At 59.7% G+C, this 24184-nt stretch carries 22 protein-coding genes and 1 tRNA gene; 7 read left to right on the forward strand and 16 right to left on the reverse strand.

Annotated features, from left to right (window positions below):
• Window positions 1-103: 103 nt before the first annotated feature.
• A complete protein-coding gene (locus ACRQEG_RS05925; protein ID WP_016442730.1) occupies window positions 104-925 on the reverse strand; it encodes an undecaprenyl-diphosphate phosphatase in 822 nt (273 codons plus the stop codon).
• Between the two features lie 142 nt (window positions 926-1067).
• Here ACRQEG_RS05925 and ACRQEG_RS05930 point away from each other — a divergent pair, with 142 nt between their 5' ends.
• Window positions 1068-2024, forward strand: coding sequence for an aldo/keto reductase (locus ACRQEG_RS05930; protein WP_320757185.1), 957 nt, complete (start codon window positions 1068-1070; stop codon window positions 2022-2024).
• Here the strand turns inward: ACRQEG_RS05930 and ACRQEG_RS05935 are convergent.
• Both ACRQEG_RS05935 and ACRQEG_RS05940 read right to left on the reverse strand, forming a co-directional pair.
• A complete protein-coding gene (locus ACRQEG_RS05935; RefSeq protein ID WP_320757186.1) occupies window positions 2021-2425 on the reverse strand; it encodes a hypothetical protein in 405 nt (134 codons plus the stop codon). The genes ACRQEG_RS05930 and ACRQEG_RS05935 overlap by 4 nt on opposite strands.
• A gap of 133 nt (window positions 2426-2558) precedes the next feature.
• Window positions 2559-2643 (reverse strand) — tRNA-Leu (locus ACRQEG_RS05940).
• A gap of 199 nt (window positions 2644-2842) precedes the next feature.
• Between ACRQEG_RS05940 and ACRQEG_RS05945 the strand changes: the two genes are divergently transcribed.
• Together ACRQEG_RS05945 and ACRQEG_RS05950 are read left to right on the forward strand one after the other, a co-directional pair.
• Window positions 2843-4867, forward strand: coding sequence for a M3 family metallopeptidase (locus tag ACRQEG_RS05945; protein ID WP_320757187.1), 2025 nt, complete (start codon window positions 2843-2845; stop codon window positions 4865-4867).
• 135 nt (window positions 4868-5002) lie between these two features.
• Window positions 5003-6073 carry a GNAT family N-acetyltransferase gene (locus tag ACRQEG_RS05950; RefSeq protein ID WP_320757188.1) on the forward strand — a complete coding sequence of 357 codons (1071 nt, stop codon included), beginning with the start codon at window positions 5003-5005 and terminating at the stop codon, window positions 6071-6073.
• Here ACRQEG_RS05950 and ACRQEG_RS05955 read toward each other — a convergent pair.
• The 4 genes from ACRQEG_RS05955 to imuA' form a co-directional block, all read right to left on the reverse strand.
• Window positions 6070-6630, reverse strand: a complete 561-nt coding sequence (locus ACRQEG_RS05955; protein WP_320757189.1) for a hypothetical protein — start codon at window positions 6628-6630, stop codon at window positions 6070-6072. The two genes, ACRQEG_RS05950 and ACRQEG_RS05955, sit on opposite strands and share 4 nt — an antisense overlap.
• Before the next feature lie 154 nt (window positions 6631-6784).
• Complete coding sequence (locus ACRQEG_RS05960; protein WP_320757190.1) at window positions 6785-10036, reverse strand: error-prone DNA polymerase; 3252 nt, start codon at window positions 10034-10036, stop codon at window positions 6785-6787.
• A gap of 2 nt (window positions 10037-10038) precedes the next feature.
• A complete protein-coding gene (locus tag ACRQEG_RS05965; protein ID WP_320757191.1) occupies window positions 10039-11781 on the reverse strand; it encodes a DNA polymerase Y family protein in 1743 nt (580 codons plus the stop codon).
• A complete protein-coding gene (imuA', locus tag ACRQEG_RS05970; protein ID WP_320757192.1) occupies window positions 11753-12541 on the reverse strand; it encodes a DnaE2-dependent mutagenesis accessory factor ImuA' in 789 nt (262 codons plus the stop codon). The genes ACRQEG_RS05965 and imuA' overlap by 29 nt, the downstream gene beginning before the upstream one ends.
• Before the next feature lie 115 nt (window positions 12542-12656).
• On the opposite strand from imuA', the gene ACRQEG_RS05975 reads away from it, so the two are divergent.
• Entirely contained in the window at window positions 12657-13130 is a 474-nt protein-coding gene (locus ACRQEG_RS05975; RefSeq protein ID WP_320757193.1) for a tRNA (cytidine(34)-2'-O)-methyltransferase, read from the forward strand.
• 90 nt (window positions 13131-13220) lie between these two features.
• Here the strand turns inward: ACRQEG_RS05975 and ACRQEG_RS05980 are convergent, their stop codons facing one another.
• The 6 genes from ACRQEG_RS05980 to glgA form a co-directional block, all read right to left on the reverse strand.
• On the reverse strand, window positions 13221-13517 hold the full coding sequence (locus tag ACRQEG_RS05980) for a helix-turn-helix transcriptional regulator (protein WP_016442720.1): 297 nt from the start codon (window positions 13515-13517) through the stop codon (window positions 13221-13223).
• Window positions 13518-13685: 168 nt separating this feature from the next.
• Window positions 13686-14543 carry a TrmH family RNA methyltransferase gene (locus tag ACRQEG_RS05985; protein WP_320757194.1) on the reverse strand — a complete coding sequence of 286 codons (858 nt, stop codon included), beginning with the start codon at window positions 14541-14543 and terminating at the stop codon, window positions 13686-13688.
• A gap of 139 nt (window positions 14544-14682) precedes the next feature.
• Entirely contained in the window at window positions 14683-15774 is a 1092-nt protein-coding gene (locus ACRQEG_RS05990) for an SPFH domain-containing protein (protein ID WP_320757195.1), read from the reverse strand.
• 64 nt (window positions 15775-15838) lie between these two features.
• Window positions 15839-16261 carry an NfeD family protein gene (locus ACRQEG_RS05995; RefSeq protein ID WP_016442717.1) on the reverse strand — a complete coding sequence of 141 codons (423 nt, stop codon included), beginning with the start codon at window positions 16259-16261 and terminating at the stop codon, window positions 15839-15841.
• A 116-nt stretch (window positions 16262-16377) separates the two neighbouring features.
• Window positions 16378-17163 carry an ABC transporter ATP-binding protein gene (locus tag ACRQEG_RS06000; protein WP_320757196.1) on the reverse strand — a complete coding sequence of 262 codons (786 nt, stop codon included), beginning with the start codon at window positions 17161-17163 and terminating at the stop codon, window positions 16378-16380.
• A gap of 35 nt (window positions 17164-17198) precedes the next feature.
• Complete coding sequence (gene glgA / locus ACRQEG_RS06005) at window positions 17199-18446, reverse strand: glycogen synthase (protein WP_435733817.1); 1248 nt, start codon at window positions 18444-18446, stop codon at window positions 17199-17201.
• Between the two features lie 199 nt (window positions 18447-18645).
• Between glgA and glgC the strand changes: the two genes are divergently transcribed.
• The gene (gene glgC / locus ACRQEG_RS06010) at window positions 18646-19896 is read left to right on the forward strand and encodes a glucose-1-phosphate adenylyltransferase (RefSeq protein WP_320757197.1); all 1251 of its coding nucleotides are present in this window, start codon (window positions 18646-18648) and stop codon (window positions 19894-19896) included.
• A gap of 141 nt (window positions 19897-20037) precedes the next feature.
• Here the strand turns inward: glgC and ACRQEG_RS06015 are convergent, their stop codons facing one another.
• Complete coding sequence (locus ACRQEG_RS06015; RefSeq protein ID WP_320757198.1) at window positions 20038-21651, reverse strand: ABC-F family ATP-binding cassette domain-containing protein; 1614 nt, start codon at window positions 21649-21651, stop codon at window positions 20038-20040.
• 140 nt (window positions 21652-21791) lie between these two features.
• Between ACRQEG_RS06015 and ACRQEG_RS06020 the strand changes: the two genes are divergently transcribed.
• Both ACRQEG_RS06020 and ypfJ read left to right on the forward strand, forming a co-directional pair.
• Complete coding sequence (locus ACRQEG_RS06020) at window positions 21792-22112, forward strand: hypothetical protein (protein ID WP_435733814.1); 321 nt, start codon at window positions 21792-21794, stop codon at window positions 22110-22112.
• Window positions 22113-22167: 55 nt separating this feature from the next.
• Complete coding sequence (gene ypfJ, locus ACRQEG_RS06025; RefSeq protein WP_320757200.1) at window positions 22168-23061, forward strand: KPN_02809 family neutral zinc metallopeptidase; 894 nt, start codon at window positions 22168-22170, stop codon at window positions 23059-23061.
• 60 nt (window positions 23062-23121) lie between these two features.
• On the opposite strand, the gene ACRQEG_RS06030 is transcribed toward ypfJ, so the two are convergent.
• Both ACRQEG_RS06030 and sufU read right to left on the reverse strand, forming a co-directional pair.
• Window positions 23122-23580 carry a metal-sulfur cluster assembly factor gene (locus ACRQEG_RS06030; protein ID WP_320757201.1) on the reverse strand — a complete coding sequence of 153 codons (459 nt, stop codon included), beginning with the start codon at window positions 23578-23580 and terminating at the stop codon, window positions 23122-23124.
• Complete coding sequence (gene sufU / locus ACRQEG_RS06035; protein WP_320757202.1) at window positions 23577-24182, reverse strand: Fe-S cluster assembly sulfur transfer protein SufU; 606 nt, start codon at window positions 24180-24182, stop codon at window positions 23577-23579. Before sufU ends, ACRQEG_RS06030 begins: the two co-directional genes overlap by 4 nt.
• Between the last annotated feature and the right edge of the window lie 2 nt (window positions 24183-24184).

Here is a 24184-nt window from a genome sequence, read left to right on the forward strand (position 1 = left end):
TACTTCACAGGTCCTCCCCGCGAGGAACCCACGCACAGTCTACCCAGTACGCCGCTAGCTCTCAGAGAACAGCCGTGCGAGGCGAGCCGTCACGGCGTCGTCGTTAAAAAACAGAAAGCGTACCGGTGCCCAGCAGCACCACCACGAGTACCGCCAATCCAAGACGATAGATCACGAATGGCAGGTACGAACGCGTGGACACCAAACGCAAGAACCACACGATCACCGCGTACCCCAAAACGAAAGAAATTACCGTGGCAAGAATCGTGGGCCCGGCCGGAATCGAGGCGTCTCCGGCGTATTTGACCAACTGGTAGAAACCGGAGAGCAGCACCGCGGGCACCGCCATGAGGAAAGATACCCGTGCCGCAGCTTCGCGCGTATAGCCGAGGAGTAGCCCGGTGGTAATCGTTCCGCCCGAACGGGACACTCCCGGAATAAGCGCGAGAGCCTGCCCGAAACCGAGAAGCAAACCGTCACGGTAGCTCATATCGCGCAGCTCTTTACGCTGGCTCGCCCATCGATCTGCCAGCCCGAGGAAAATTGCGAACAGCGCCAACACAGCCGCGGTGATATAGAGATTACGCAGCGACGTCTCGATGGTATCCGCGAAAAGGAGGCCGAGAATGCCAATCGGAAGCGTACCAATAATGACCACCCAGCCCATCCGTACATCCGCGTCCGTCCGTGCCACCCGCCCGGTCCACGAACACAACCACTTCCGGATGATGCGCACAATATCTTTCCAGAAATAGCAGAGGACCGCTGCTTCGGTGCCCAGTTGAATAATCGCGGTGAAAGCCGCACCCGGATCTCCCCAGCCGAAAAGATCACCGATAATACGGATATGCGCCGAGGACGAAATCGGCAAGAATTCCGTAAGCGCTTGCACAATGCCAAGAATGGCTGCTTCTAGATAACCCACGGGGCCTAAGCATAGCGGGCGGGGCGCGCGGGCACGGGGAAGTGTCCGGGCACTGTCGGCCGCGTGCCTCGATAGCCGCTACTGTCGTCGCGACCAGCAGAGCGCGGCGGCGCTGTACAGTGCGGTGGTTTAGAGTGGAGCCATGGATTATCGTGCGGTTGGTACCAGCGGACTTCTTGTATCCGCTCTCGGCTTGGGAACGCTCACGTGGGGTCGTGATACCGATGAGGACGAGGCCCGCGGGCAGTTGCGTGCTTTCCTCGACGCGGGCGGCACCCTCGTGGATACGTCACCGGCTTTCGGTGATGGCGCGGCAGAAGCACTGCTCGGCTCCTTGCTTAGCTCTTTTTTTGGCGACGCCGCCGCTCGCTCCCAGCTCGCTATCTGCACCCGGGTAGGTTTCCTCGATAATCCAAGCGGTCCCGCCTATAGCGTATCGCGGGCCGGTATTGAACGTTCCCTCGAGGCATCTCTCTCCCGGCTCGGTATCGAAACAGTAGATATCGCGGTGGCAGGCGGCCCCGATGGCGTGACCCCGGATGAGGAAACTGCTATGGCCCTGGCCGGGCTGGTAACGCACGGTAAAGCTCGCTACATCGGAGTATCGGGTTATGAACCCTGGCGGGTAGCGGCGATGCACACCCTCTTGCGCGAACGCCACCTGCCTCCGCTGACCGTGGTAGAAGAAGAGTATTCGCTTGTGGAGCGGAGTGTAGAAAAATCCACGCTCCCCATGTGTGAAGCTATGGGGATCGGGCTGCTCGCCACCTCAGCCCTCGGGCGAGGCGTGCTCACCGGGAAATACCGGCACTCCATTCCCGCCACCTCGCGGGCTGCCTCCGATCACCTTGCTGCCTTCATCGCCCCCTATTTGGCTGAAAGGCCGCGCCGGATCGTGGAGGCAGTAGCTAAAGCTGCTGACGGGCTGAACTGGAATCCCGCCGAAGTTGCGCTGGGATGGCTCCTAGCCACCCCGGTGAGCGCAGCTCTGGTGGGCGCACGTACCGCCAGCCAATTAACAAGTCTGCTCGGGGGAAACCTAGCGGGTGGTGAGGAACTGCCCGATCTGGTGATCGAGGCACTCAACGATATTTCTTAGGAGCGAGACCCTGCCGAGTCCTCATCCTCTTCATCATCGAGACCGGGATAATCGTCCTCATCATCCTCGTCGTCATCATCCTCGTCGTCATCGTAATCAACGTCCGAATCGTCATCATCGTCGTCCAGATCGTCGTAATCATCGGTGTCGTAGAGGTAGTCCCCGGAATCGTCATCATCATCGTAGAAATCGTCACTATCGTTATCGAAAACATCCAGCGGTGTTTCGACATCAAAATTCGTGAAGATGACGTCATCGTAAATGGTGTAAGCATCCGCCAGCTTATCGGCGGCTTCCAGCACCGCGGGAGCTTCCGGGTCATCAGCGGTAGTAGCCGCCTGGTGGAAATCCTCGAAAGCACCGATGAGACGGTCAAGCGCAGCGCGCGGATTCGTAGCCATGGCCCTAGAATACCCCGAAAGGCACGCGATTAGCTAACCTCTTCGGCACCGGGTCTCTCCACAGAGTAGGCCGGCAAAACACCGGGCATGCGAAAAGCCCCGGAAGTTGGTATTTTCCAGGGCTTTCTCACCGTGCGCGGAGGGGGACTTGAACCCCCACCCTCTATACGAGGACTAGCACCTCAAGCTAGCGCGTCTGCCTATTCCGCCACCCGCGCGGTGATTGCCATTCAGCACACCGTGCTGAGCAACAGAGAAGAATCTACCAGGCCCGCGCCCGTTTTTTCAAATCCTAGGGCCGGGACATGGTGTGATTCCACTTACGCACCCTGGTGCGGGTTCTGGTGCGGGCCCCGCCGGTACTTGTACGCGGGCCACGCTAGTACTTGTTCGGCCCGGCCCGCTACCGTTAAGCCTATGAGTACTCTCTTACCTGATTTTTCGCATGTGATCCCGGCATCTCAACTTGCCACGGTCCTTGATTTGATGGAGCACCAGCGCGGCGTCGTCGCCTCTCTTCTCGAGGTTACAGATGCGCCCACCGTTGATAATTTCCTGCGCCCCTTTGAGCTTTCCGGCGCGCAACTCGAGGTGGAAGCCTCGATTTTCTACACCTATTGTTCCTCGATTGGCGGGGCGGAGTGGGATCGTGTTGAGGCCGAGCTCAGCCCGAAAATGACCGCACACGAGGACGCGCTGTATATGGATCCGCGGTTGTACCGGCGTTTTGAACAGCTGTGCCAGGCGGATCTGGATCCGGAAACCGCGTATACCGCCCGCGAGCACCTCAAGCGCTGCCAGCAGTCCGGTGCCGGGCTCGATGAAGCGGCCCGGGGCGAACTGGCGACTATCAATAACCGCATGGCCAAACTTTCTACCGAGATCGGTCAGCGCATCGTGCAGGCCGGCCTGGATGATGCGGTGGAATTCACCGAAGCAGAGCTGAGCGGACTTTCGGCTTCGCAGCGCGAAGGCTTGGCCGGGGAGGCCGCCGCGGCGGATAGCTCGGCCGCTTATCTTGCCACGCTGCGTCTTCCCACCCAGCAGCCCCTGCTCGATAATTTGGACGACGCCGCAGCCCGTACCCGCCTCCTGGATGCTTCCCTGCGGCGCTGTGATGGCCATGACGCGGCTACCGATACCCGCGAGTCCATTCTGGAACTGGTGCGACTGCGGGCCCGGGCGGCCAAGCTGCTCGGCTACCCGAACCATGCCGCCTACGTGGCCGCGAATTCTTCGGCCGGGACGCTGGAGAATATCGATGCGCTCCTCTCCCCCATGATGGCCCCCATTGCCCGCAATGTTGCTGCCGAAGCTGAGGAGCTGGCCGCTTTCGTCAAGGAACGCTGGGCGAAGGATAGCTTCACCGCTAGCGATTGGGTGCGGGCCCAGAACCAGGCGCGTGCCGAAAAGTTCAGCATTGATGACGAGGCCCTCACCCCGTATCTCGAGCTCGATAATGTGTTGGAAAAGGGTGTTTTCTACGCGGCGAATAAGCTTTATGGCCTGACTTTCACCCGCACCGAAGAACACGGGTATACCGATGACGTGGTCGTCTGGAAGGTCACTGAAGAAGATGGCACCTTCCTCGGCTACTTCCTCGGTGATTACTACGCGCGGCCCGGTAAGCGCGGGGGCGCGTGGATGCACGCTATCGTGCAGAAGTCCGCGGAGGGCGCCCCGGCTTCGGTTATCTGCAATAACCTCAATATCACCAAGCCGGCTCCCGGCGAGCCCACCTTGCTGAGCTGGGACGAAGTGGAAACCGCCTTCCACGAATTCGGGCACGCCCTGCATGGATTCCTCTCCGACGTGCGTTGGCCCTCGGTGGCCGGAACGAATGTTCCGCGCGATTTCGTGGAATACCCCTCCCAAGTCAACGAGATTTGGGCGCGGCATCCGGAGGTACTCTCGCGCTACGCTCGCCACTACCAGACCGGGGAGGTTCTTCCCGCCGCCCAAACTGAGGCACTCGTTGCCTCGCGCGGCTACGGTGCAGGCTTCCGCATGTGCGAAATCGAGCAGGCGGTGCTCCTGGATCAGGCCTGGCATCGGCTCAGTGAAGCCGAAGTCCCCGCAAGCCCCGCGGACTTCGAAGCTTTCGAAGAGAAGGCTTTGCGAGCCACGGGCGTCCAGCATGAGCTGGTGCCCCCGCGGTACCGTAGCGCCTACTTTAACCACGTTTTCTCCGGTGGCTATTCTGCCGGGTACTACTCGTACACCTGGTGTGAAGCCCTGGACGCGGATACGGTGGCGTGGTTCCAGAACGATGCCGCACGGGAAGGCGATCTCGGCCTCAATCGGGAGGCTGGCGAAAAGTTGCGTCGCGAGGTTCTCTCGCGGGGTAATTCACGTGATCCGAAGGAGTCTTTCGCGGCGCTCCTCGGGCGGGATGTCGATGCCACCGCCCTGCTCAAGCGGCACGGCCTGGTGGAAGCCTAAGCTCTGAGATCGGCTGCTTCTCGCGGTGCTTCTAGGATTCCGTGAGGAGCGTCGGGAACTGGCGCGAGGCCCGAACTGTCTGGCGGTTCGGGCCTCGCGTTTTTGTAGGCTTGCTGGCCTGCGTACACTAAAGCCATGCAGGAGTTCACACTAACCACGCCGTCGTACTTTCTCAGCGCTCCGCGCCCCGCGGATGTTCCCGCGCTGGCCACGATATGCGCAGATCCGGATATTCAACGCTGGACCACGATTCCGGCCGGGTATTCGCGCTCTGATGCCGAAACTTTCGTCACGGAGTTCGCGCCGCAAAAATGGGCAGAAGGTTCACCGGTGTGGTTGATCCGCCACAACTGTGCATCAATACCGCTGGGATGTGTTCAGGTGGATGTAGCAGGGAACGGACGCATCGGTCGGCTCGGTTTTTGGGCCGCCAAAGAGGCCCGTAATACCGGGATGGTGACGGAGGCCGTTCGCGCAGTATTGGAATACTTCTTCGATAAGACTGATCTTGCCGCCATGCATTGGGATTGTGAAGTGCAAGGCTCGGATATTAATTGGGCGTCGGCGAAGATCGCGTGGAAGCTCGGTTTTTCCTTCGTTGGTATTCGCCCGGCGGCCACGGTGAATAAGGGCGAGGTCCATGGTTTATTCCAGGCAACTCTCCAGCGTGGGGAGGCCATGGAGCCTGCGCATGCCTGGTTTGGTCCCAGCGAGAAGCATCCGGCTTTTTCCGATCCACGCCGGCCGGAGGATCTGGTACGGCAGTTCCACGAAACATACGCTCTTCCTATCGTCACCGACGGGCCGAATGCGGATCGGCCGCGCCTGCCGATGCGTATGTCCCTTATCGCCGAGGAATTTACCGAATTGGTGACAGCGGCCTACGGTAGGGCGGCTGGTGAACAGATCAGCACAGCTTTTGCGCGCGCTGTTGCTCTTGATGACGAGAGCCGCGATATCGTTGAAATTTCTGATGCGCTCGCGGATTTGGTGTATGTCATCTACGGGATGGCTTTAGAACTGGGTATTCCGATGGCGGATGTGCTTGCCGAGGTGCAGGCTTCGAATCTATCAAAACTGGGGGCGGACGGCCGGCCGATCTATCGGGAGGACGGCAAAGTTCTCAAAGGCCCGAATTTCTTCAATCCGGATATCCCGCGTGTTTTGGGGCTGTCTCCGCGCAATTCCTCGGAGAACTCGCGCTAATCGAGATTCGCTCCTGAGGTATCAGTTTCGGTGGTTCCCGGTACGTGCGGTTGTCTCGCTCCGGGCGCAGTATTCTCTTCCGGAGCACCCTGCTCGGGGCTAGCTGCGTCGTCGTCAATAATGGCGTCTTCAATGTAATCGCTGAGGCTGGCGGAGAGAATATTTTGAGATAGCACGTCGATCCGCTTGGAAATCTTGCGCCGTTCGGTGAGTCGCTGGGGGCGAGCCATCGCGTCAAGGACGGGAATAGCCCGTTCAATAGAGTCGAGTTCTGCACGCCAGGCCGCAGCTTTTTCGGCAATTTCCGGAGTGTTAGCCGAGGCGTAGAGATAGGTAACGTGCTCCTTGAGGATCTCGATGCGGCCTGCCAGACTGTGCGATTCCCGCTCGTTTGGGTTTTTCCCGGCAAGCTGATGCATACGATTCTGGAGTTTGGACACAATTTGCGGATTCTCGCGGATGAGGGCGCGTAGTTGCGGTCCGTAGCGCGTGATCACGAAAACGATGGCGGGGCCGATCCGACGCGCAAGCCGCAACAGTGCCCGATATTTACCCATTACCTTGTGCCTCCAGATTCTGTGCGGGTGATGCTCCGGGTAGGGAGCAACTTCAGTTATCGTATCGATTGTTCACGGCCGGTTGCGTTCTTTTCGCTAAGAGGTTTTAAGCGACGACGCCGATACGTTTTCGCTGCCAGCTTCGCCGCTGCGGCTAGCGGAAATCCCGGGAGGGAAGGTTGATCCCCAGCGGGATCGCTGTGATTCCATCCGCGTGGAACACTGCGGCTCCGCCATCACGTTCAACCATTCCGCGGATGACCAGGGCGTTCGAGGTGCGCGCAATCTCCCGGTATCGTTCCCACAGCTGCGGGGTAATGAGGACGTTGAGCATCCCGGTTTCGTCCTCAAGGTTGAGGAAGGTGATGCCTTTCGCGGTATGGGGACGCTGGCGGTGAGTAACAAGCCCGGCCACTTTGCACCGGCTTTTTTCCGGATGCGTGGACGCTGCGGCAACCGTAAGAATTCCACGCGCGCTAAGAGCCGGGCGAATAAATTCCGTCGGGTAGGAGTCGGGAGAAATACCGGTAGCGCGCAGATCCGCATGAGCTTGTTCCACGGCGGTGAGTTCCGGGAACTCCGGTACCGCTCCGAAAGGTTCGGTTCCGGGAATCGCGGGCTGATATGTGGTGCCCCGTGCGATATCAGCATTGCTCACGGCTTGGGCAATCCAGACACCTGCCCGTCGGCTCAGCCCCAGACTATCCGTGGCTCCGGCGCGGGAGAGAATTTCGATATCCGCTGTTTTCAGCCGGGCTCGCTGCGCCAGATCCGCGAGGTCACGGAAAGGCGCGTGGGAGCGGGCCGCGAGAATTCGCTGGACTGCTGCATTCCCGAGGCCCTTGATGCTCGTGAGCCCGAGCTGGAGGTAGCGCTGGCTATCCACGTGGACACGCGGGTGTTCCCGTTTCGGATGCGGCTCCGTATCGCACAGTTTTTCCACACTTGCGTGTTCTTGCGAACGCGTGACATCCGCCCGCCGCACCACGAGGTGATGCCGCCGCGCATCGGCAACGAGGGATTGCGGGGAGTAAAAGCCCATCGGTTGCGCATTCAGCAAACCCATATAGAACTCTTCCGGGTGGTGAACTTTGAGCCAGGCGGAAGCATAAACGAGGTAGGCGAAGGAAAAGGCGTGTGATTCGGGGAAACCGAATTCGGCGAAGGCGGCGAGTTTCTCATAGATTTCTGCGCGCACCACCGGATCAGCTATCCCCTGTTTTTCCATGCCTTCCATGAGTTGGCCGCGCAGGCGTTCCATGCGGGCAGCTGAGCGTTTGGAGCCCATGGCTTTGCGGAGTTGATCGGCCTGCGCGGGGGTGAAGCCCGCGGCGTCAATGGCAATATGCATGAGCTGTTCTTGGAAAAGCGGCACCCCCAGGGTTTTTTCCAGCGCGTTTTTCAGGAGTGGATGGGGATAGGTAACTTTTTCTTTGCCTTGTTTACGCCGAATATACGGGTTGACGGATCCACCTTGGATAGGTCCGGGTCGGATGAGAGCCACCTCGATAACAAGGTCATAGAAGCATTCGGGTTTCAGGCGCGGCAGGGTAGCGATTTGCGCGCGAGATTCCACCTGGAACACTCCGACGGTATCGGCTGCTTGGAGGAGCTTATAAACGTCCGGATCTTCTGCCGGCACATTGTGCAAGCTGAGGGGGTGGCCATTAGGAGCCAGAATTCCGCGGTGCGCGAGTTCGGTGAAGCTGATACGCAAGGCGGTGAGCATTCCGAGCCCGAGAAGATCGAATTTCACGAGCCCGGCGGTAGCGCAATCATCTTTATCCCATTGCAGTACTGTTCTTCCGGCCTTGGAGGCCCAACCTACCGGGCAAACGTCAATGACCGGGCGGTCACAGAGCACCATTCCGGAGGAATGAATACTAAGATGCCGCGGGAGCCGCTGTATCCGAGTAGCCAACGTGGCAACGCGTTCGGGCAGCCCGGCTGGCTGGAGCTGTGCGCCACTGCCCGAGCTGATACTGCGATGGTGGAATGCTGATGCCCACTGGTCGATATGGCCCTCCGGATATCCGAAAGCCCGAGCCACATCGCGGAGAGCAGAGCGGGGCCGATAGGAGATAACATTGGCAACCTGGGCAGCGCGGGAGCGTCCGTACCGTTCGTACACATGCTGGATGACTTCTTCGCGGCGTGAGGATTCGATATCTATATCGATATCGGGTGGCCCCGAACGCCCCGGAGATAAAAATCGTTCAAAAAGCATGGAGTATTTCACGGCATCTACGGCGGTGATTCCCAGGGCAAAACACACGGCAGAATTAGCTGCGGAACCGCGACCTTGACACCAAATATCACGAGAATGGCAAAAGGAAACTATTTCTTCAACGATGAGAAAGTATCCGGGGAACCCTAAGGTGGTGATGACCTCAAGTTCGTGCTCAATCACTTCCCAAGCCCGCGGGTATTGCGCGGGTGTTCCGTAGCGTTCGCGGGCTTTACGCATCACCAGTTCCCTCAGCCATGTGGCTTCGGTATATCCTTCCGGGACTGGGAAAGGTGGAAGATTCGGCGCGACGAGGGAGAGGTCAAAGGCACATTCCGCTGCGATGCGAGCCGCGGCTTCTAGGTAACGTTCACGCCCGCGGTGCAGAATACGCAAGTCCTGGCCGGAGCGCAGATAGCTTCCGGCGGCGGGCAGGTAGGGATCTATCTCATCGAGAGTGCGGCGGGCCCGGGTGGCCGCGAATATATCGGCAATCGGACGGTCCGCGGGACGTGCATAGTGGATGTTTCCGGTGACCGCCGCGCGAATCCCAGCTTCCCGGGCCAGATCTTCGAGAAAATCACACCGCTGCGCATCAAGAGGCCCGGCATGGGAGGTAAGTTCCACAACGACGTTATCTTTCCCGAAGGTATCGATAAGTAGGGATAGTTCCTGCCGGGCCGCGCTGCGAGCCCAGCTGCCTCGCTGGGTATCAAGGATTCGGCGGAGTGCGCTTTTCCGGCAGCCACCGGTGAGAACAAGAATATCGCCATTATTACGCGCAAGCTGAGTTAGAGTATGGTGCGCGATTCCTTTCGCACCGCTGGCGAGCATAGCGTTTCCGATACTGCGGGAGAGATGCTGGTATCCGGCCGGGGTTCGGGAAAGGAAAACAAGATGGTCACCATCCGGATCCGGACCTTCGCGCATCTGAGTACTGTTCAACGTTATTTCGGTGCCGGTGATGGTGGGAAGGCCGGTATCCCGCCCAGCTTGCGCGAGCTGCATGACACCTGGAAAACCATCGTGATCGGTAAGAGCTAGGGCTTCGATACGCAGATCTAAGCAACGGTGCACGAGATCTTCGGGCAAGCTAGCTCCGTCGAGAAAACTAAAAGCTGAGTGAGCGTGCAGTTCCGCGTATGGCACATAGGGAGAGCTGCGAATAAAAGTGGTCATGGCTAGATGTAGCTGGCAGCAAGATACCAGCACTCCTGTTCTGCGTAGAGAAGTACAGACCCGGCGGTGGTGACCGCCTGGATATAGGCACGCCGGGTAGCGCGTGCCCACCAGCGCTGTTCACTAACCCAGGGGCCGGCGTAGTCGAGCACCCTGAGGAAACCTTCCGCACCGAAAAGAGGGTGGAGCGATGCGGTGGGAGGTCTGGTGCTACCCGTAGCTGAGGTGGCACCGCCGAATACAGCAGCACTTCCGACACCTGGAGCGGCATGTTCCGCGGGCAAAGCCGCACAGACAGTAACGGGAAAGGGATGCCAGCACTCCCCCGGGCACTGCAGCGCGGTGGTAGCGGCAATGGCAAGTGGTTGCCCGCAGGCACACAGTACAGTCACCGGATAGGGGGTGCGCAGGAGTTGTACCGGAGCGGGTTCGGGCAGCCGGCCCGGCCAGGGAAGCTGAGCCCGGGAGGTATCTACCGCCTGGCCCCAGGGAATTTCTTGTATATCTTCTTCGGGGAGGCGCCCGCCCACCCTGCGGGGTACCCGCACGTATTCTTCACCGAGGAGACTTTGGAGGCGGTGAGCCCCACGAGCGGCCGCCGCATCGCTGGCGGTGCGCGCGCCCCAGAGGGGCGCCGGATGGTTGCCCACGAGGGTAATATCCCGTGCTATCAGCTCTAATTGAGTAATACCTCCGCGGTTTTCCACATCGGCCGCATCGGCTTCCACATCGCCATCACCGCCGGGACTTCCCGCTAAGGATTCGTTGTTTTCCCGAGGCTGCGCTATCCAGGCGGAGATTTGCCACCGCACCCGATCCACCACATCTTCTTGGGTGAGGAGTTCGAGGTGCCAGCTGCGTGTCCTCACTTCTCCGTGTGCAGCATTCGCCCGAATATCCAGGCGAGCAGAACCGGCCGCGCCGGCACGCATTTTTGTTTCGAGCTGCCCGGCGAGATTACGCGCGGCAAAGGCCGCATGCTCCGCGTGAGTGAGAGGAGGATCAAAGGTGGCTACCACGGATATATCACGCGTACCCGGAGTTGATTTATGCGCGGGTAGGGTGCGCGCTGTAGCCAGGTCCCACAGGTATTGCCCCATATTGCCGAAACGCGTGACAAGGGAACGCTGCCCCAGCCCGATAGCATCAGCGATAGTAGTGATACCCAGATCATGAAGTAACTCCACACAATCGCGAAGCGCGGGGCGTGTTGCTGGTGTCGCGGCAAGAAGAAAAAGTGAGATCGGTTGGCTGGCCAGCGCCTGTTCCGAAGCACCCGGAGCAATAATGCGCGAAGTGCGAGCTGCCCACAAGCTAGGAAGAGTTCCTTCCGCGATTCCAACCCGGACTTCGCACCCGGCGGCATCAACAATATCTCCCACGAGGTTTTCACACAGGCGTTCTTCTCCCCCTTCGGTACGCGCCGGCCCCGCCGCTGAAAAGATAACCACCCCCGGTTCCACCAGCGAAAAACGCGCCACTCTAGTGGAGATAGCACGCAGCACCGGATCGAAGAAACGCAGTTCACGCGCCCCATCACGTTGAATAACCTGGCATTGAGGTACGAGAGATTGCAGCTGCCGGGTAGACATATCCACCCGGGCGCCTTGCTGCCAGGCCCAGATATTGAGACTGGCCACCCGATGGCGTTCCACAACAGCTACGGGAATTTCTCTGCTAACGATCCCTGCCATTTCCGCCGCGATGATGGGCCAGTTAGGAACCCATACCGTTGCCTGGCGCATTAATTTTCACCCCTCCCCGCGTACCGTTGACGGGTACCAAACGGAGCCCGCCCCCGGTAACCTGCCCGCGCGGAACCCGGGGTGCCGGAGTAGCTTCGCGTACAGATGGCACCGCACGCAGGCCCGCGGCCGGATGCCAGCCAGTAGCATCCCATTCAATACGCAGGCGCGCACCGTGCCCGGAGCGAAGCTCCACAGTGATATACGCTATATGCCCGCTTCCGTTAGCCGGGCCCCTCACCGATTTATAGCGCGCATTCACCCGATCCCGAACCTGCCAATTTTCCGCAATAAGAAGCGTTTCCCGGTTACGTGCCCGCTGTGCAAGCCGGCGCTGCTCCCGCGTATCTAGGCGCAGCGCACTCCCCACAATCACCACGTCAAAAAGATCAATAGCGGCTGAAAGGACTGCCCCGCTCCGCGCCGGCGGGAGGTAGGGAATAGTAACAATCCGATTGAGATCACTGCCTAACCCGACGCAGGCCTCCCAGCCCATATCAGGCATACCCAAGTAGATGCACCACGCGCCTTGTGCGCTCACCAGGGAGGCTACCAAGGCCAGTGCAATACGCGAACCGCTGACTCCGAGCGTCATTCCCGGGGCGAGGCCCCGCGGAAAAAGCGGAGAAAGTTCCGGGGGAAGATCCCAGCCTTTCCCGCCCGACTGCGGTTGTACTTGCGGTTGCGAGCCGGCTAATCCCACCGCGGATTCCGCCCGGGCAAGCGCGGCCCGCGCGGCCGCTAATTTCTGCGCCCTCATAGCACCCCCACAACATACTAGAACACGTGTTCGATTTTACGGTACGGCTTTACTCTACCGAAGGGATACGACACAAAAATCGCGCGCGAAATTCTCAGGCTAGTACCCTAGATGGGTGCTTCATATTGTTTTCTTCGAGCCGCGCATTCCTGGTAATACCGGCGCGGCCATTCGCCTAGCGGCGTGCACCGGCGCCACCTTGCACCTGATTGAGCCCCTCGGTTTCGATTTCTCTGACGCGCATCTCAAACGCGCCGGCTTGGACTACCACGACCTCGCCAACCTCGTTATTCACCCGAATTTTGAGGAGTTTCTCACCAGCGCACCCGATGCTCGCATCTTTGCTTTTACCGGACACACCCAAAATAACTTCGCCGAAGTCTCCTACCAGCCCAACGACTATCTCCTTTTCGGGCCGGAACCAACCGGCTTGCCCGCGCGCGTCGTCGCCCACGAACGTATCACCGCGGCGGTGCGCATACCAATGCTCCCCCACCTACGATCTCTTAATCTTGCTAATGCGGCATCCATCGCCGTTTACGAAGCCTGGCGTCAGCTCGGATACCCCGGCGCCGCCCAATTTTCCTAAGGTATTTCACTGACGCATCCCAGCGTAACGGCCCGCGCCTTATGTCCGGTATATCAAACTACCTCACACCAACGCTGGCCGGGACTCAGGCTACAAGCCCTCCTCGCGAAGCGCCTGATCGTAGAGGCGCTCGGCTTCACCGAGGAGTTCCCCGGCGGACATTTCGAGCGCTCGGGCCAATTGGAGCAGTGTGCGCAGCTGCGGATTAGATGGCTTTCCGGTTTTATGATCGGAGCGCCCACTTTCTAGCGATTGCAACGTGGTGCGGTTGAGATTGGCGCGCAAAGCGAGATCTTCTTGCGACATTCCCAGGCTTTCACGCCGGTCACGTACTGTTTTCGCCAAGCGCCACGCGACGAGCGAATCAATTCGGGAACTGTCCTGCACCCTTCCACTTTCGTCGTGCGTAGCACCTTCTTTCCACCGGGTATACCCGGCATTAACAGTAATTATTTTCTCAATTAGCCGCTCTACGTGCCGCTTCGTTACGCTCCGCTTCTCTCAGTGACTCTTCCGCCCCGGGGCAGTATCAGCACGGGCCCGCTTGCTTCTGCCTCAGTTGCGGGTGCGCAGCGCCCAGCAGGCCACCGCGCTCGCAGCAGCCACATTGAGGGAGTCCACGTGCCCGGCCATGGGAATAATGACCCGGGCATCCGCGCTCGCGACGGTGCGTGCGCTCAGGCCGTCCCCTTCCGTTCCGAGAATAAGCGCGACCCGCGAATCCGGGGCCAACACATCAGCTCGGTTCGCAAAATCGTCCAGAGTTTCGGCGTCGTCCTCCAAAGCTAGGGCGGCCGTGAGGAAACCGAGACCGTGCAATTTTTCGATACTGCGCGGCCATTCGTGGATCCGCGTCCACGGCACCTGGAACACGGTCCCCATGGATACTCGGACCGAGCGACGATACAGCGGATCGGCACAGGTATCGGTCACCAGCACCGCATCGACCCCGAGTCCGGCGCAGGAACGAAAAATAGCGCCCACATTTGTGTGGTCCACCAGGCCTTCTAGAACGACGACGCGCCGTGCCCCGCGCCCCTCGCGTGCCTGCGATAACAGCGTTGCCACATCGGCCAATTCCGGGCGGTGCATCGCGGCCAGGGCACCCCGATGAACTTTGAAGCCGGTTACTGCCTGGAGCATCTCATCGGTACCCACGTAGATGGGCGCCGCCGCTCCGTCTGCCTCCCAACCGCAGCGTTCCAAGCAGGATTGCAAATCCGGGAGCCAGCGGGGGGAGGTGAGAAAGGAGCGCGGCTGGTGGCCGGCCTGTAAAGCCCGCTCAATAACTTTCGTTGATTCGGCCATATACACTCCCCGCTCGGGTTCGAGTAAGCGGCGCAGGTGCACATCGGTGAGCCGGAAATAATCATCGAGTTCGGGAGCGGCAACGTTATCGAGGTAAATCAACACATAGCAAGCGTGCCACCGCGTCGGTACCGGATACAAATCACCGGGGCCGCCCCGCGCGTTTCGCACGCTGGGCGGCCCCGGTCAGTAATCCTGCGCAGGCTCCGCAACTTTACGCCGCGGATGAGCTCTCCTTATGTGCCTAGTTCTTCGGGATCTGGGTGGGATCGGAAACGGAACCGCGCGCATCGTCAACAGCTCGATTGGCTTCTCCGCGCGCATCTGCCAGCGCCGAATCAATATCGGGGAGGGTTGTTTCCTTGAGAACATCCGCTACATCGGCCGCGTTCTCAAAATCGACCCCGGTGGGCCCTGTCGGGCCGGGTTCGTCTCCCCCGCCGCTACGGCCGCCGCCGAAACCCTTCTGCACCGCATCGAGCGCGGCGGTGAGCTCGGTAGGAACAATCCACAGCTTCGAAGACTGCGAATTAGCGATCTGCGGCAGCGTCTTGATGTATTCGTAGGAGAGCAGCTTCGGATCAGCATTGCCCTTGTGGATAGCGTCGAAGACTTGGAGGATAGCGCGGGACTCACCCTGAGCCTTGAGAACAGTGGCCTGAGCTTGACCTTCGGCCTTGAGAATAGCGGATTGTTTTTCACCTTCAGCGGTCAGAATCTGGGATTGCTTAATACCTTCCGCGGTGAGAATCGCGGCACGGCGGTCACGTTCCGCCTTCATCTGCTGCTCCATCGCACCCTGGACCGTGGCCGGCGGATCAATCGCCTTCAACTCCACGCGCGAGACGCGAATGCCCCAGCGCCCGGTAGCATCGTCCAGCACGCTGCGGAGCTGATCATTAATACGGTCACGGCCGGTGAGGGCCTGTTCCATATCCATCGTGCCGATAATATTACGCAAGGTGGTTACGGCCAGCTGCTCAATACCCGTCATCGGGTCGGCAATTTCGTAAGTTGCGGAATACGCGTTCGTCACCTGATAGTAAATAACCGTATCAATGGAGACGTTGATGTTATCGGAGGTAATAACCGGCTGAGGTGGGAAGGGCACCACCTGCTCACGCATATCGATGCGCTGGCGTACCGCGTCGAAGAACGGCACCAAGAAGTGCAGCCCCGGTTGCAGCACGGAGTGGTAGCGTCCCAGGCGTTCCACAACTACCTGGTAGCCTTGCTGCACCTTGATGACGGAACGGAACACCGCCACCACCACAAGGAGAAGGAGTAAGAGCAGGAGCACGCCAATAATCGTGCTCGCGTTGAGATCAACATCCATGATTGTTCCTTTGTGCCGCTAGGCGGCCTCGGTGACTTTTCGGTGATACCTGAGTAGATACAATTTACGATTCTGGTGTCACGATTGCGGTAGCACCGTCAATTGCTTGTACAAGTACGACGCCGCCCTCCGGGATGCGCCCCGCAGCGGTACGCGCACTCCATTCATCTCCACCAATTTTCACGCGCCCGCTGCGCTCGTTAATTTCCGTGAGCGCGTATGCCCGCCGACCCACCTGCGCTTCCACATTGCCGACGGCAGCTCCGCGCGGATTGACGTGGCGGCGCGCCCAGGGGCGCGCGAAAAGCAAGAGAATAAGAGCGAAAACCCCGTAGGCCACAATCTGAATCCACAGAATCTCTGTTCCCAGGGCCACACCCGCGGTAGCCAGGGCAGATAGTCCCAGCATAAGGAAAGTGAAATCGAGGGTAAACATCTCAACAATTGCGAGTGCCAACCCGGCGATGACCCAAATTTGCCACGTCATTGTTCTCCCTTTCCTGAGAGTTCCGTACCGCCGGTTCTCCGACTCCGGGCCTCTTCGTCCTCTGGTGCCATGCTACCGGACGCACTGTGCCTCGGATATACCGAGCGCCAGATCCCTTAGCGGGCAGCGCGCGCGGTATACCGACCCGCGTTTTCCTCCACCTGCAACGGGTAATCAAAAGTATCCGAGAGGCGCGCGGAGGTTAAAACCTCCGCTAGCGGCCCGGCCGCCACAACATTACCCGCTTTAAGAAGCAGCATATGGGTAAATCCAACCGGGATTTCCTCCACGTGGTGGGTGACCAGAAGCATGGCCGGGGCGTATACTTCCCCGGCCAGCCGCGAAAGGGTAGCCAGCAGGCGTTCGCGCCCGCCCAGATCCAGGCCCGAGGTTGGTTCATCCAAAATGAGGACTTCCGGATTGGGCATGAGGGCCCGCGCAATCCCTAAGCGTTTACGTTCCCCGGAGGATAGGTGCGTGACCTTGCGTTCCTCAAGGTCACGCAAACCGAGCCGGCGCAACATGGCACGGGCGCGGGCGTCATCTGCGGCGTCGTACTCTTCATTCCACGCGGCTAGGTGCCCATACGCGGCGCTGCGCACCGCCTGGAAAACCGTTTCACCACCGGGAATACGAGCATCAATCCCGGCCGAGGTCACGCCCACGGCGCTGCGCAGTTCCCGCACGTCCACCGTGCCGAGGCGTTCGCCCATGAGCTCTACGCTTCCCGAACTGGGGAAGAGTCGCGCGGCAGCCACCTGTATAAGCGTGGTTTTCCCGGCGCCGTTCGGCCCGAAAATCACCCAGCGTTCCCCGGAATTAACATCCCAGGATACCGAGCGGAGAATTTCCGTGGCCCCGCGGCGTATCGTTACATCTTTCAACGACAGCACGTCACCCATGGTTCTAGAATAGCGTGCTGCTACGACAGGTCGAGTTAGCGCCGCGGATAGTTATCCACGAGTTCACGGTAGAACTCCATAGTTTTTTCGCCAATAGCTTCCCAGGAGAAATGATCTTCCACCCGGCGCCTGCCCGCAGCTCCCATCTGCGCGGCCCGTTCCGGATCGGAGCACACCTCGTTGAGAGCCGCAGCCAGATCTGCCTCGAATTGCTCGGGGTTGAGCGGAGTACCCGTACCGTCCTGGGCTTGTTCGATGGGAACGAAGAGCCCGGTAGCCCCGTGGACAATGCAATCGGGAATCCCCCCGGTTTCGGTGCCAACCACCGGTAACCCCACCGCCATAGCCTCGAGATTGACAATGCCGAGGGGCTCATAAATGGAGGGGGTAACGAAAGTGGTGCAGCATGATTCCAGGGCAACAATACGATCCTGACTGAGCATATCGTCAATCCACACCACGCCCTCGCGTTCGGCCTGCAGCTCGGCCACGAGTTCCTTTGTTTCCTCCAGAATTTCAGGAGTATCGGGAGCCCCGGCACACAGTACCACCTGGATCCCCTTATCTACCTGGCGGAGGGCACGCAGCAGGCCCGGCACCCCCTTCTGACGGGTGATACGCCCGACGAACATAATGGTAGGCCGGTCCGGATCCAGACCGTAGCTGGCGAAATACCGGCGGGCTTCTTCCCTATCCGCGCTGGTTTGCGGAGCTTTCCACGCGTTCAAATCAATACCGTTGTGGATCACCCGCACCCGTTCGGGGGCAATATTCGGGTAGCAACGCAAAATATCAGAGCGCATCGCGTGAGATACCGCAACGATCCCGGCCGCGGATTCGTACGCAGTCTTTTCCAGCCAGGAGCTCAAGTGGTAGCCACCCCCGAGCTGTTCGCGCTTCCACGGGCGCAGCGGTTCGAGGGAGTGAGCCGAAATCACGTGCGGAATTCCGTAAAGAATCGAGGCAATATGCCCGGCGAAATTCGCGTACCAGGTATGGGAGTGCACCAGATCCGCTCCCTCAACATCCGTGACCATAGCGAGATCAACGCCCATGGTGCGCACAGCCGCGTTAGCCCCCTCGAGTTCGGTGAGGTAGTTATAGCCTTGCAGCGCCACACCCGCGGGAACATCGTTGTTCTCCGCGGGGGCACGCGGACCGTCAAAAGCACGCACGTGAATATCAGCGTGCTGGGCGAGAACACGGGAAAGCTCCGTAACGTGAACTCCCGCGCCTCCGTACACGTGCGGGGGGTATTCGCGAGTCAGTAAATCAATGCGCATGGCTGCCTCCGGCTTCTTCGCCGCCGTCCGCTTCCCCACGAAGCGAATCATGCGTGCGTACTATCTCAAGGGTATCCCACCGCACGGGGAAACACAGCCGTAGCGCTCATCTATCCACAGCGTGGACCTACGCTCAGCTTGTCCACACGCACCTCGAGAGGCGGGTGTTCAACTTCACGTTTTACGGTACGCTGTAGGCATGAGGAGAGATTTACGCGTTCTGGCCATCGTCCTTGCGGGAGGCGAAGGCAAGCGTCTAATGCCGCTCACTGAAGATCGAGCGAAACCCGCGGTTCCTTTCGGGGGCATTTACCGGTTGATCGACTTCGCGTTGAGTAACATCGTGAATTCTGGATACCTCCAGATCATCGTGCTTACCCAGTACAAGTCGCATTCGCTGGACCGCCATATTACGAGAACCTGGCGTATGTCCAACCTCTTGGGCAATTATGTAGCCCCGGTTCCCGCCCAGCAGCGGCGCGGTAAGGGTTGGTTCTCCGGAAGTGCGGATGCCATCTATCAGTCCATGAACGTTATTGATGATGAACGGCCCGATGTTGTGCTCGTGACCGGTGCCGACAATATCTACCGCATGGACTTTTCCCAGATGATGGACCAGCACGTGGAATCCGGTTTTGACCTGACCATCGCCGGTATCCGCCAGCCGCTGGAACTGGCACCGTCCTTCGGTGTTATCGATGTGGATGAGGAAAACCACCAGAAGGTTTCCCGGTTCCTAGAAAAACCGCAGGATACTACCGGCCTGGGTCTGGAAGAAGCTCCGGACCAGTTCCTGGCATCCATGGGGAACTACATTTTCAACACCGATGCACTGGTCGAAGCTCTCCAGAATGATGCCGCCGATCCCAGCTCTGCGCATGATATGGGCGGGAGCATTGTTCCGAGGTTCGTGGAAGCCGGTAATTGCGGTGTCTACGATTTCACCTACAACCGCATCCCCGGTGAAGGTGAGCGCGATAAGGACTACTGGCGTGATGTGGGTACCATTGATGCCTACTACGCGGCGAATATGGATCTTATTTCCGTTACCCCGGATTTCAACCTGTACAACGAGCGCTGGCCCATCCTGACCGGCTACACCGGGTTACCGCCCGCAAAATTCGTGTACGGGCATCACGAACGCCTCGGACACGCCCTGGATTCCATCGTTTCCCCCGGGGTGATCGTCTCCGGTGGCGAAGTGATCGGATCGGTACTCTCCCCCGGGGTGCGGGTGAATTCCTGGTCCTCGGTGCGCGAATCGGTGCTGCTGGACGGGGTGAACGTTGGCCGCAATGCCACCGTTATCCGCGCCATCGTGGATAAGAACGTCCAGATCGAAGAAGGCGCGCAGCTGGGTGTCAATCACGATTATGATCGCGAACGCGGTTTCTATGTTTCCGAAGGCGGCGTGGTTGTTGTTCCCAAGAATGCGGTGGTGCGCCGCTAAGCACGTGAATTGCTCGGCACGCACCCTGGGCGGCTAGCCGCAAACCAGTATCTGTGCCCGGTATCGGTTTCCGATACCGGGCACAGGCGTACCCGCAGCCAGATTTGCCCGCGTGACAGCTCCGCGAATGCTCACCGGCACCTAGGCGAGGGAGACCAACTCCAAATAGTCGTCGCTCCACAAGTCTTCATCGCCGTCCGGGAGGAGAAGCACCCGCTCGGGATCAAGTGCGGTCACGGCACCTTCGTCGTGCGTGACGAGCACGACGGCTCCCTCATATTTACCCAGGGCACCCAGGATTTTTTCTCGAGATGCCGGGTCAAGATTATTCGTCGGTTCGTCCAGCAACAGCACGTTGGCGCGCGAGACTACCAGCATGGCCAGCGCTAAACGGGTCTTTTCACCGCCGGAAAGGACACGTGCGGGCTTATCGGCGTCGTCGCCCGAAAACAAAAACGAACCGAGCACGGTACGTAAGCCTGTTTCATCGAACTCGGGGGCGACATAGCGCAAATTATCCACCACAGTTTTATCCGTATCGATGAAATCGTGTTCCTGTGCGTAATAGCCCAGCTTGAGACCGTGCCCCGGGATTATTTCGCCGGTATCCGGGGTTTCCGTTCCGTACAGTAAACGCAAAAGTGTAGTTTTACCCGCGCCGTTGAGGCCCAGAACGACGACGCGCGAACCGCGATCAATTGCCAGATCAACACCGGTGAAAACCTCCAGCGAACCGTAGGATTTCGACAGGCCGCGGGCCCGCAACGGTGTTTTTCCGCACGGGGACGGCTCGGGGAAGCGTAACGCTGCGACCTTATCATCCGCGCGTTCTTCTTCCAGCCCCTCAAGCAGCTTCTCCGCGCGTTTCGCCATATTTTGGGCGGCCACCGCCTTCGTGGCCTTCGCGCGCATCTTATTAGCCTGCGCCAGTAGCTGATCCGCTTTCTTTTCGGCATTGGCACGCATCTGCCGGCGTCGGCGTTCATCGGTTTCGCGCTGTTTAAGATAGGCCGACCAACCCATCGCGTACTGGTCAAGAACCGCACGGTTGGCATCCAAATGCCACACCGCCGTGACCGTTTCTTCTAGCAAATCCACCGAGTGGGAAATCACCACGAAACCACCCGAATATGTGGAGAGGTAATCGCGCAGCCACAGCAGAGAATCATGGTCGAGGTGATTGGTCGGTTCGTCTAAAAGCAGCGTATCTGCCTGGGAAAAGAGCACCCGTGCCAAATCAACGCGCCGGCGCTGCCCACCTGAAAGTGTCCCCAGCGGTTGGTTGAGAATCCGCTCATCCAAGCCCAGCGCGGCAGCCATCTGGGAGGCCTGCGCATTCGCAGCCCAGCCCCCAGCCGCGGTGAACTCCTGATCGAGACGCACGTAGCGTTCCATGGCTTTTTGCTGGCGCGTTCCGGTACATTCCGCCATATCCTTTTCCGCTTTGCGAATCCGGCGAATCGTGGCGTCAATTCCGCGGGCTTCCAGGATACGATCCCGAGCTATCTGATTCGGGTCCCCATCATGGGTATCTTGCGGGAGGTAGGCGATGGTACCGCTGCGGTGCAGGGTTCCTTCGTAGTCAACGGCATCCGACGTGGTGCCCTCACCCGCCAGCAGGCGAGTCATCGTGGTTTTGCCGGCGCCATTGCGCCCCACGAGGCCCACGCGCATACCCTTGTGGACCTGAAAACTGGCGTGCTGGACAAGTTCACGCGTGCCGATGCGGATCGTGAGATCAGAAGCCGTAATCACAAGGGCCTACTTTACCGAGAAAACCATCTCCGAGCCGCATTGCTCATCACGTCAGCGCGCCACCGGTGAACCCGGCCTGCATATGCTGTCACGGTCAGGCACCACTGGTGCACGTAGCCCGCGCGCGAGACAATGGAGAGGTGACGACAGCATCTTCCGCACCCGATCCGAATCCCGGCGAACATCCGGAGAACCACACCGCCTATGTGCTACCCGTGATGATATCCGTCTGCGCTGCCGCCTGCGTATTTCTCGGACACGGTCGCCTGCTCGTCCAACTCCTCGCCTGGCTCGGCACCGTGGCAGGCCTAGTACTCACCGCCGTCACCCTCTCGCGCGAACAGCGCGCTACTCCCGGACAACTACGGTTCCGCAGGGCAGCCGGATGGAGTTTCCTCGCCTGTGTCCTTTGTGTGATCGTAGCCGCGCTCCCCCTCGGGTACGCCATCGCGCAATACTGACCCGCGGTTGCGGAAACGGGTACGGGGTGCGGAGCAGAAGGGTAGGCTCGACGTCATGAGTGTTAACGACGGCGTGCGCCTCGACGGGGCGAGAGTACAAAATCGCGGCCGCGGACGCGGTGCCTTCATCGGCGGTGGCATGGGCGTGACCGGCATCATTATTGCCCTGGTGTGGTACATAGTAACCGGCACTCCCCCGCCGGCGGCCCTCTCCCCCGGCGGGTCACCTCAGGAAAACTCCGCCCAGCAATCCACCACGTCCGATTTTGCGGACAAGTGCCGTACCGGGGCGGATGCCAATGCCTCCACCGAGTGTTTTATGGTGGCGATAGCTCAATCCCTCGACACTTTTTGGGAAGGTGAACTTCCCCGCTCGGCTCGCACCCCCTATGAGCTTCCCGGATTCGCACTCTTTTCCGAGGGAGTAAGCACCGGGTGCGGGAATGCCTCCAGTCAGGTGGGTCCCTTCTACTGCCCCGCCGATAGAACCGTCTACCTCGACACCACCTTTTTTGACGAGCTAGAAGCTAATTTTGGGGCAGAGAACACCACCCTGGTACAGGCCTATGTGGTGGCCCACGAATTCGGGCATCATATCCAAAATCTCACCGGGGTATTCGAGCGTATTAATCCGCGTGATACCGGCCCCGGTTCTTCGCAGGTACGCTCGGAGTTGCAAGCTGATTGCTTCGCTGGCCTCTGGCTGCATCACGCTGCAAGCACGGTGGATCCGGCCAGCGGGATACCGATTCTGCAAGCCCCCACCCGTGAGCAGCTCGCCAGCGCGATTGATGCCGCGGCAGCGATCGGCGATGACCATATCCAAGAAAGCGCCGGGATGGCTGTCAACCCGGAAAAATTCTCCCATGGGTCATCTGCCCAGCGGATGGATGCACTGACAACCGGCTATGAAACAGGCGATTTCCATGCCTGCAATACCTGGCGCTAAAGGGGCGCTGGCGGAAGCGGCGTGCGCCCAGAGTTTTCTGGGCGCACGGGCGTCGTCGTACTAAATATTGAAACCGAGGGCGCGCAGGTCATCGCGGCCGTCTTCGGTAATGCGTTCGGGGCCCCACGGCGGTAGCCACACCCAGTTAATATCCACGTCGTCAACAAGATCCTCCGTGGCGATAATGATGCCGTCAGTAATGGCATCTGTAAGCGGGCAGGCCGGCGAAGTGAGAGTCATATCGAGGTGGAGGTGGCGGCCGTTCGTGGTCACGCCGTAGACCAGGCCGAGGTCGACGATATTGACGCCCAGCTCCGGATCGATAACCTCTTTCATCGCCTCGAGGACGAGGTAAGGGTCGACGTCATCCACCGGGCTATCGCCATCCGTGTAAATAACTTCACCAATATGTTCCTCGGCCGCCGTCGGAGTCGCTTGAGGAATGCTCGTCGCGCTCAAGGTTTCCGCTACGGGCACTGTGGCCTCGGGTACCGGCGAGGTTGTGTCCTTCTCCGTCATTGTTCCGGGGTCTCCTTCGTGTTCTGCGACACATGTCCCGCGACGTCCTTCGTCGCGGAGATGCTCTCCTGCCCGTTGGAATTGCCGAGATGCTGAAGAGCTTCGTCAGTTGCTTCGCGGACCGCCATCCAGCCAAGCAGCGCGCATTTGATACGCATGGGGAACCGCGCGACACCGTGAAAAGCGGCGGCATCTTCCAGCGCATCCGCGGCTGCCTCCGACAGCTCCGCCCCGCGGCTATCCATCATCTCGCGGAAATAAGTGTAGAGCGCGGCGAGATGCTCGATAGACTGCCCGGCGACCAGGTCATTCATAATGGAAATCGAGGCCTGGGAAATAGAACACCCCTGCCCTCGCCAAGCAAGCTCGGCGATCTTCTCCCCATCCGGGGACAGGCGCACCTCAAGGGTCACTTCATCCCCGCACATGGGATTGACCTGGGTGGACTCCCCATGCGGCCCGGCCTGCAGGGCCGCATCAGCCGCGTTGCCCCCGGTAGCCGCACCCGCGCCGGCTCCCACCGGCGCCAGCTCGCCTTCCCCGTGACGTTCACGCGCCGCGTCAAGAATAATCTGCTGGTAGAGCTCATCGAGTTCGCTCACGT

Origin of the sequence: Actinotignum stranguriae, from assembly GCF_051265215.1 — a bacterium.
GTDB lineage: Bacteria > Actinomycetota > Actinomycetes > Actinomycetales > Actinomycetaceae > Actinotignum > Actinotignum schaalii_C.

Coding starts and splice junctions, on each gene's coding strand:
- ACRQEG_RS05935 (WP_320757186.1), bottom strand. CDS start 2,425: ATGGCTACGAATCCGCGCGCTGCGCTTGACCGTCTCATCGGTGCTTTC.
- imuA' (WP_320757192.1), bottom strand. CDS start 12,541: ATGAGGGCGCAGAAATTAGCGGCCGCGCGGGCCGCGCTTGCCCGGGCG.
- ACRQEG_RS05990 (WP_320757195.1), bottom strand. CDS start 15,774: ATGGATGTTGATCTCAACGCGAGCACGATTATTGGCGTGCTCCTGCTC.
- ACRQEG_RS05960 (WP_320757190.1), bottom strand. CDS start 10,036: ATGACCACTTTTATTCGCAGCTCTCCCTATGTGCCATACGCGGAACTG.
- ACRQEG_RS06030 (WP_320757201.1), bottom strand. CDS start 23,580: ATGACGGAGAAGGACACAACCTCGCCGGTACCCGAGGCCACAGTGCCC.
- ACRQEG_RS05965 (WP_320757191.1), bottom strand. CDS start 11,781: ATGCGCCAGGCAACGGTATGGGTTCCTAACTGGCCCATCATCGCGGCG.
- ACRQEG_RS05955 (WP_320757189.1), bottom strand. CDS start 6,630: ATGGGTAAATATCGGGCACTGTTGCGGCTTGCGCGTCGGATCGGCCCC.
- ACRQEG_RS05995 (WP_016442717.1), bottom strand. CDS start 16,261: ATGACGTGGCAAATTTGGGTCATCGCCGGGTTGGCACTCGCAATTGTT.
- ACRQEG_RS06000 (WP_320757196.1), bottom strand. CDS start 17,163: ATGGGTGACGTGCTGTCGTTGAAAGATGTAACGATACGCCGCGGGGCC.
- ACRQEG_RS05945 (WP_320757187.1), top strand. CDS start 2,843: ATGAGTACTCTCTTACCTGATTTTTCGCATGTGATCCCGGCATCTCAA.
- ACRQEG_RS05930 (WP_320757185.1), top strand. CDS start 1,068: ATGGATTATCGTGCGGTTGGTACCAGCGGACTTCTTGTATCCGCTCTC.
- glgC (WP_320757197.1), top strand. CDS start 18,646: ATGAGGAGAGATTTACGCGTTCTGGCCATCGTCCTTGCGGGAGGCGAA.
- ACRQEG_RS05950 (WP_320757188.1), top strand. CDS start 5,003: ATGCAGGAGTTCACACTAACCACGCCGTCGTACTTTCTCAGCGCTCCG.
- ypfJ (WP_320757200.1), top strand. CDS start 22,168: ATGAGTGTTAACGACGGCGTGCGCCTCGACGGGGCGAGAGTACAAAAT.
- glgA (WP_435733817.1), bottom strand. CDS start 18,446: ATGCGCATTGATTTACTGACTCGCGAATACCCCCCGCACGTGTACGGA.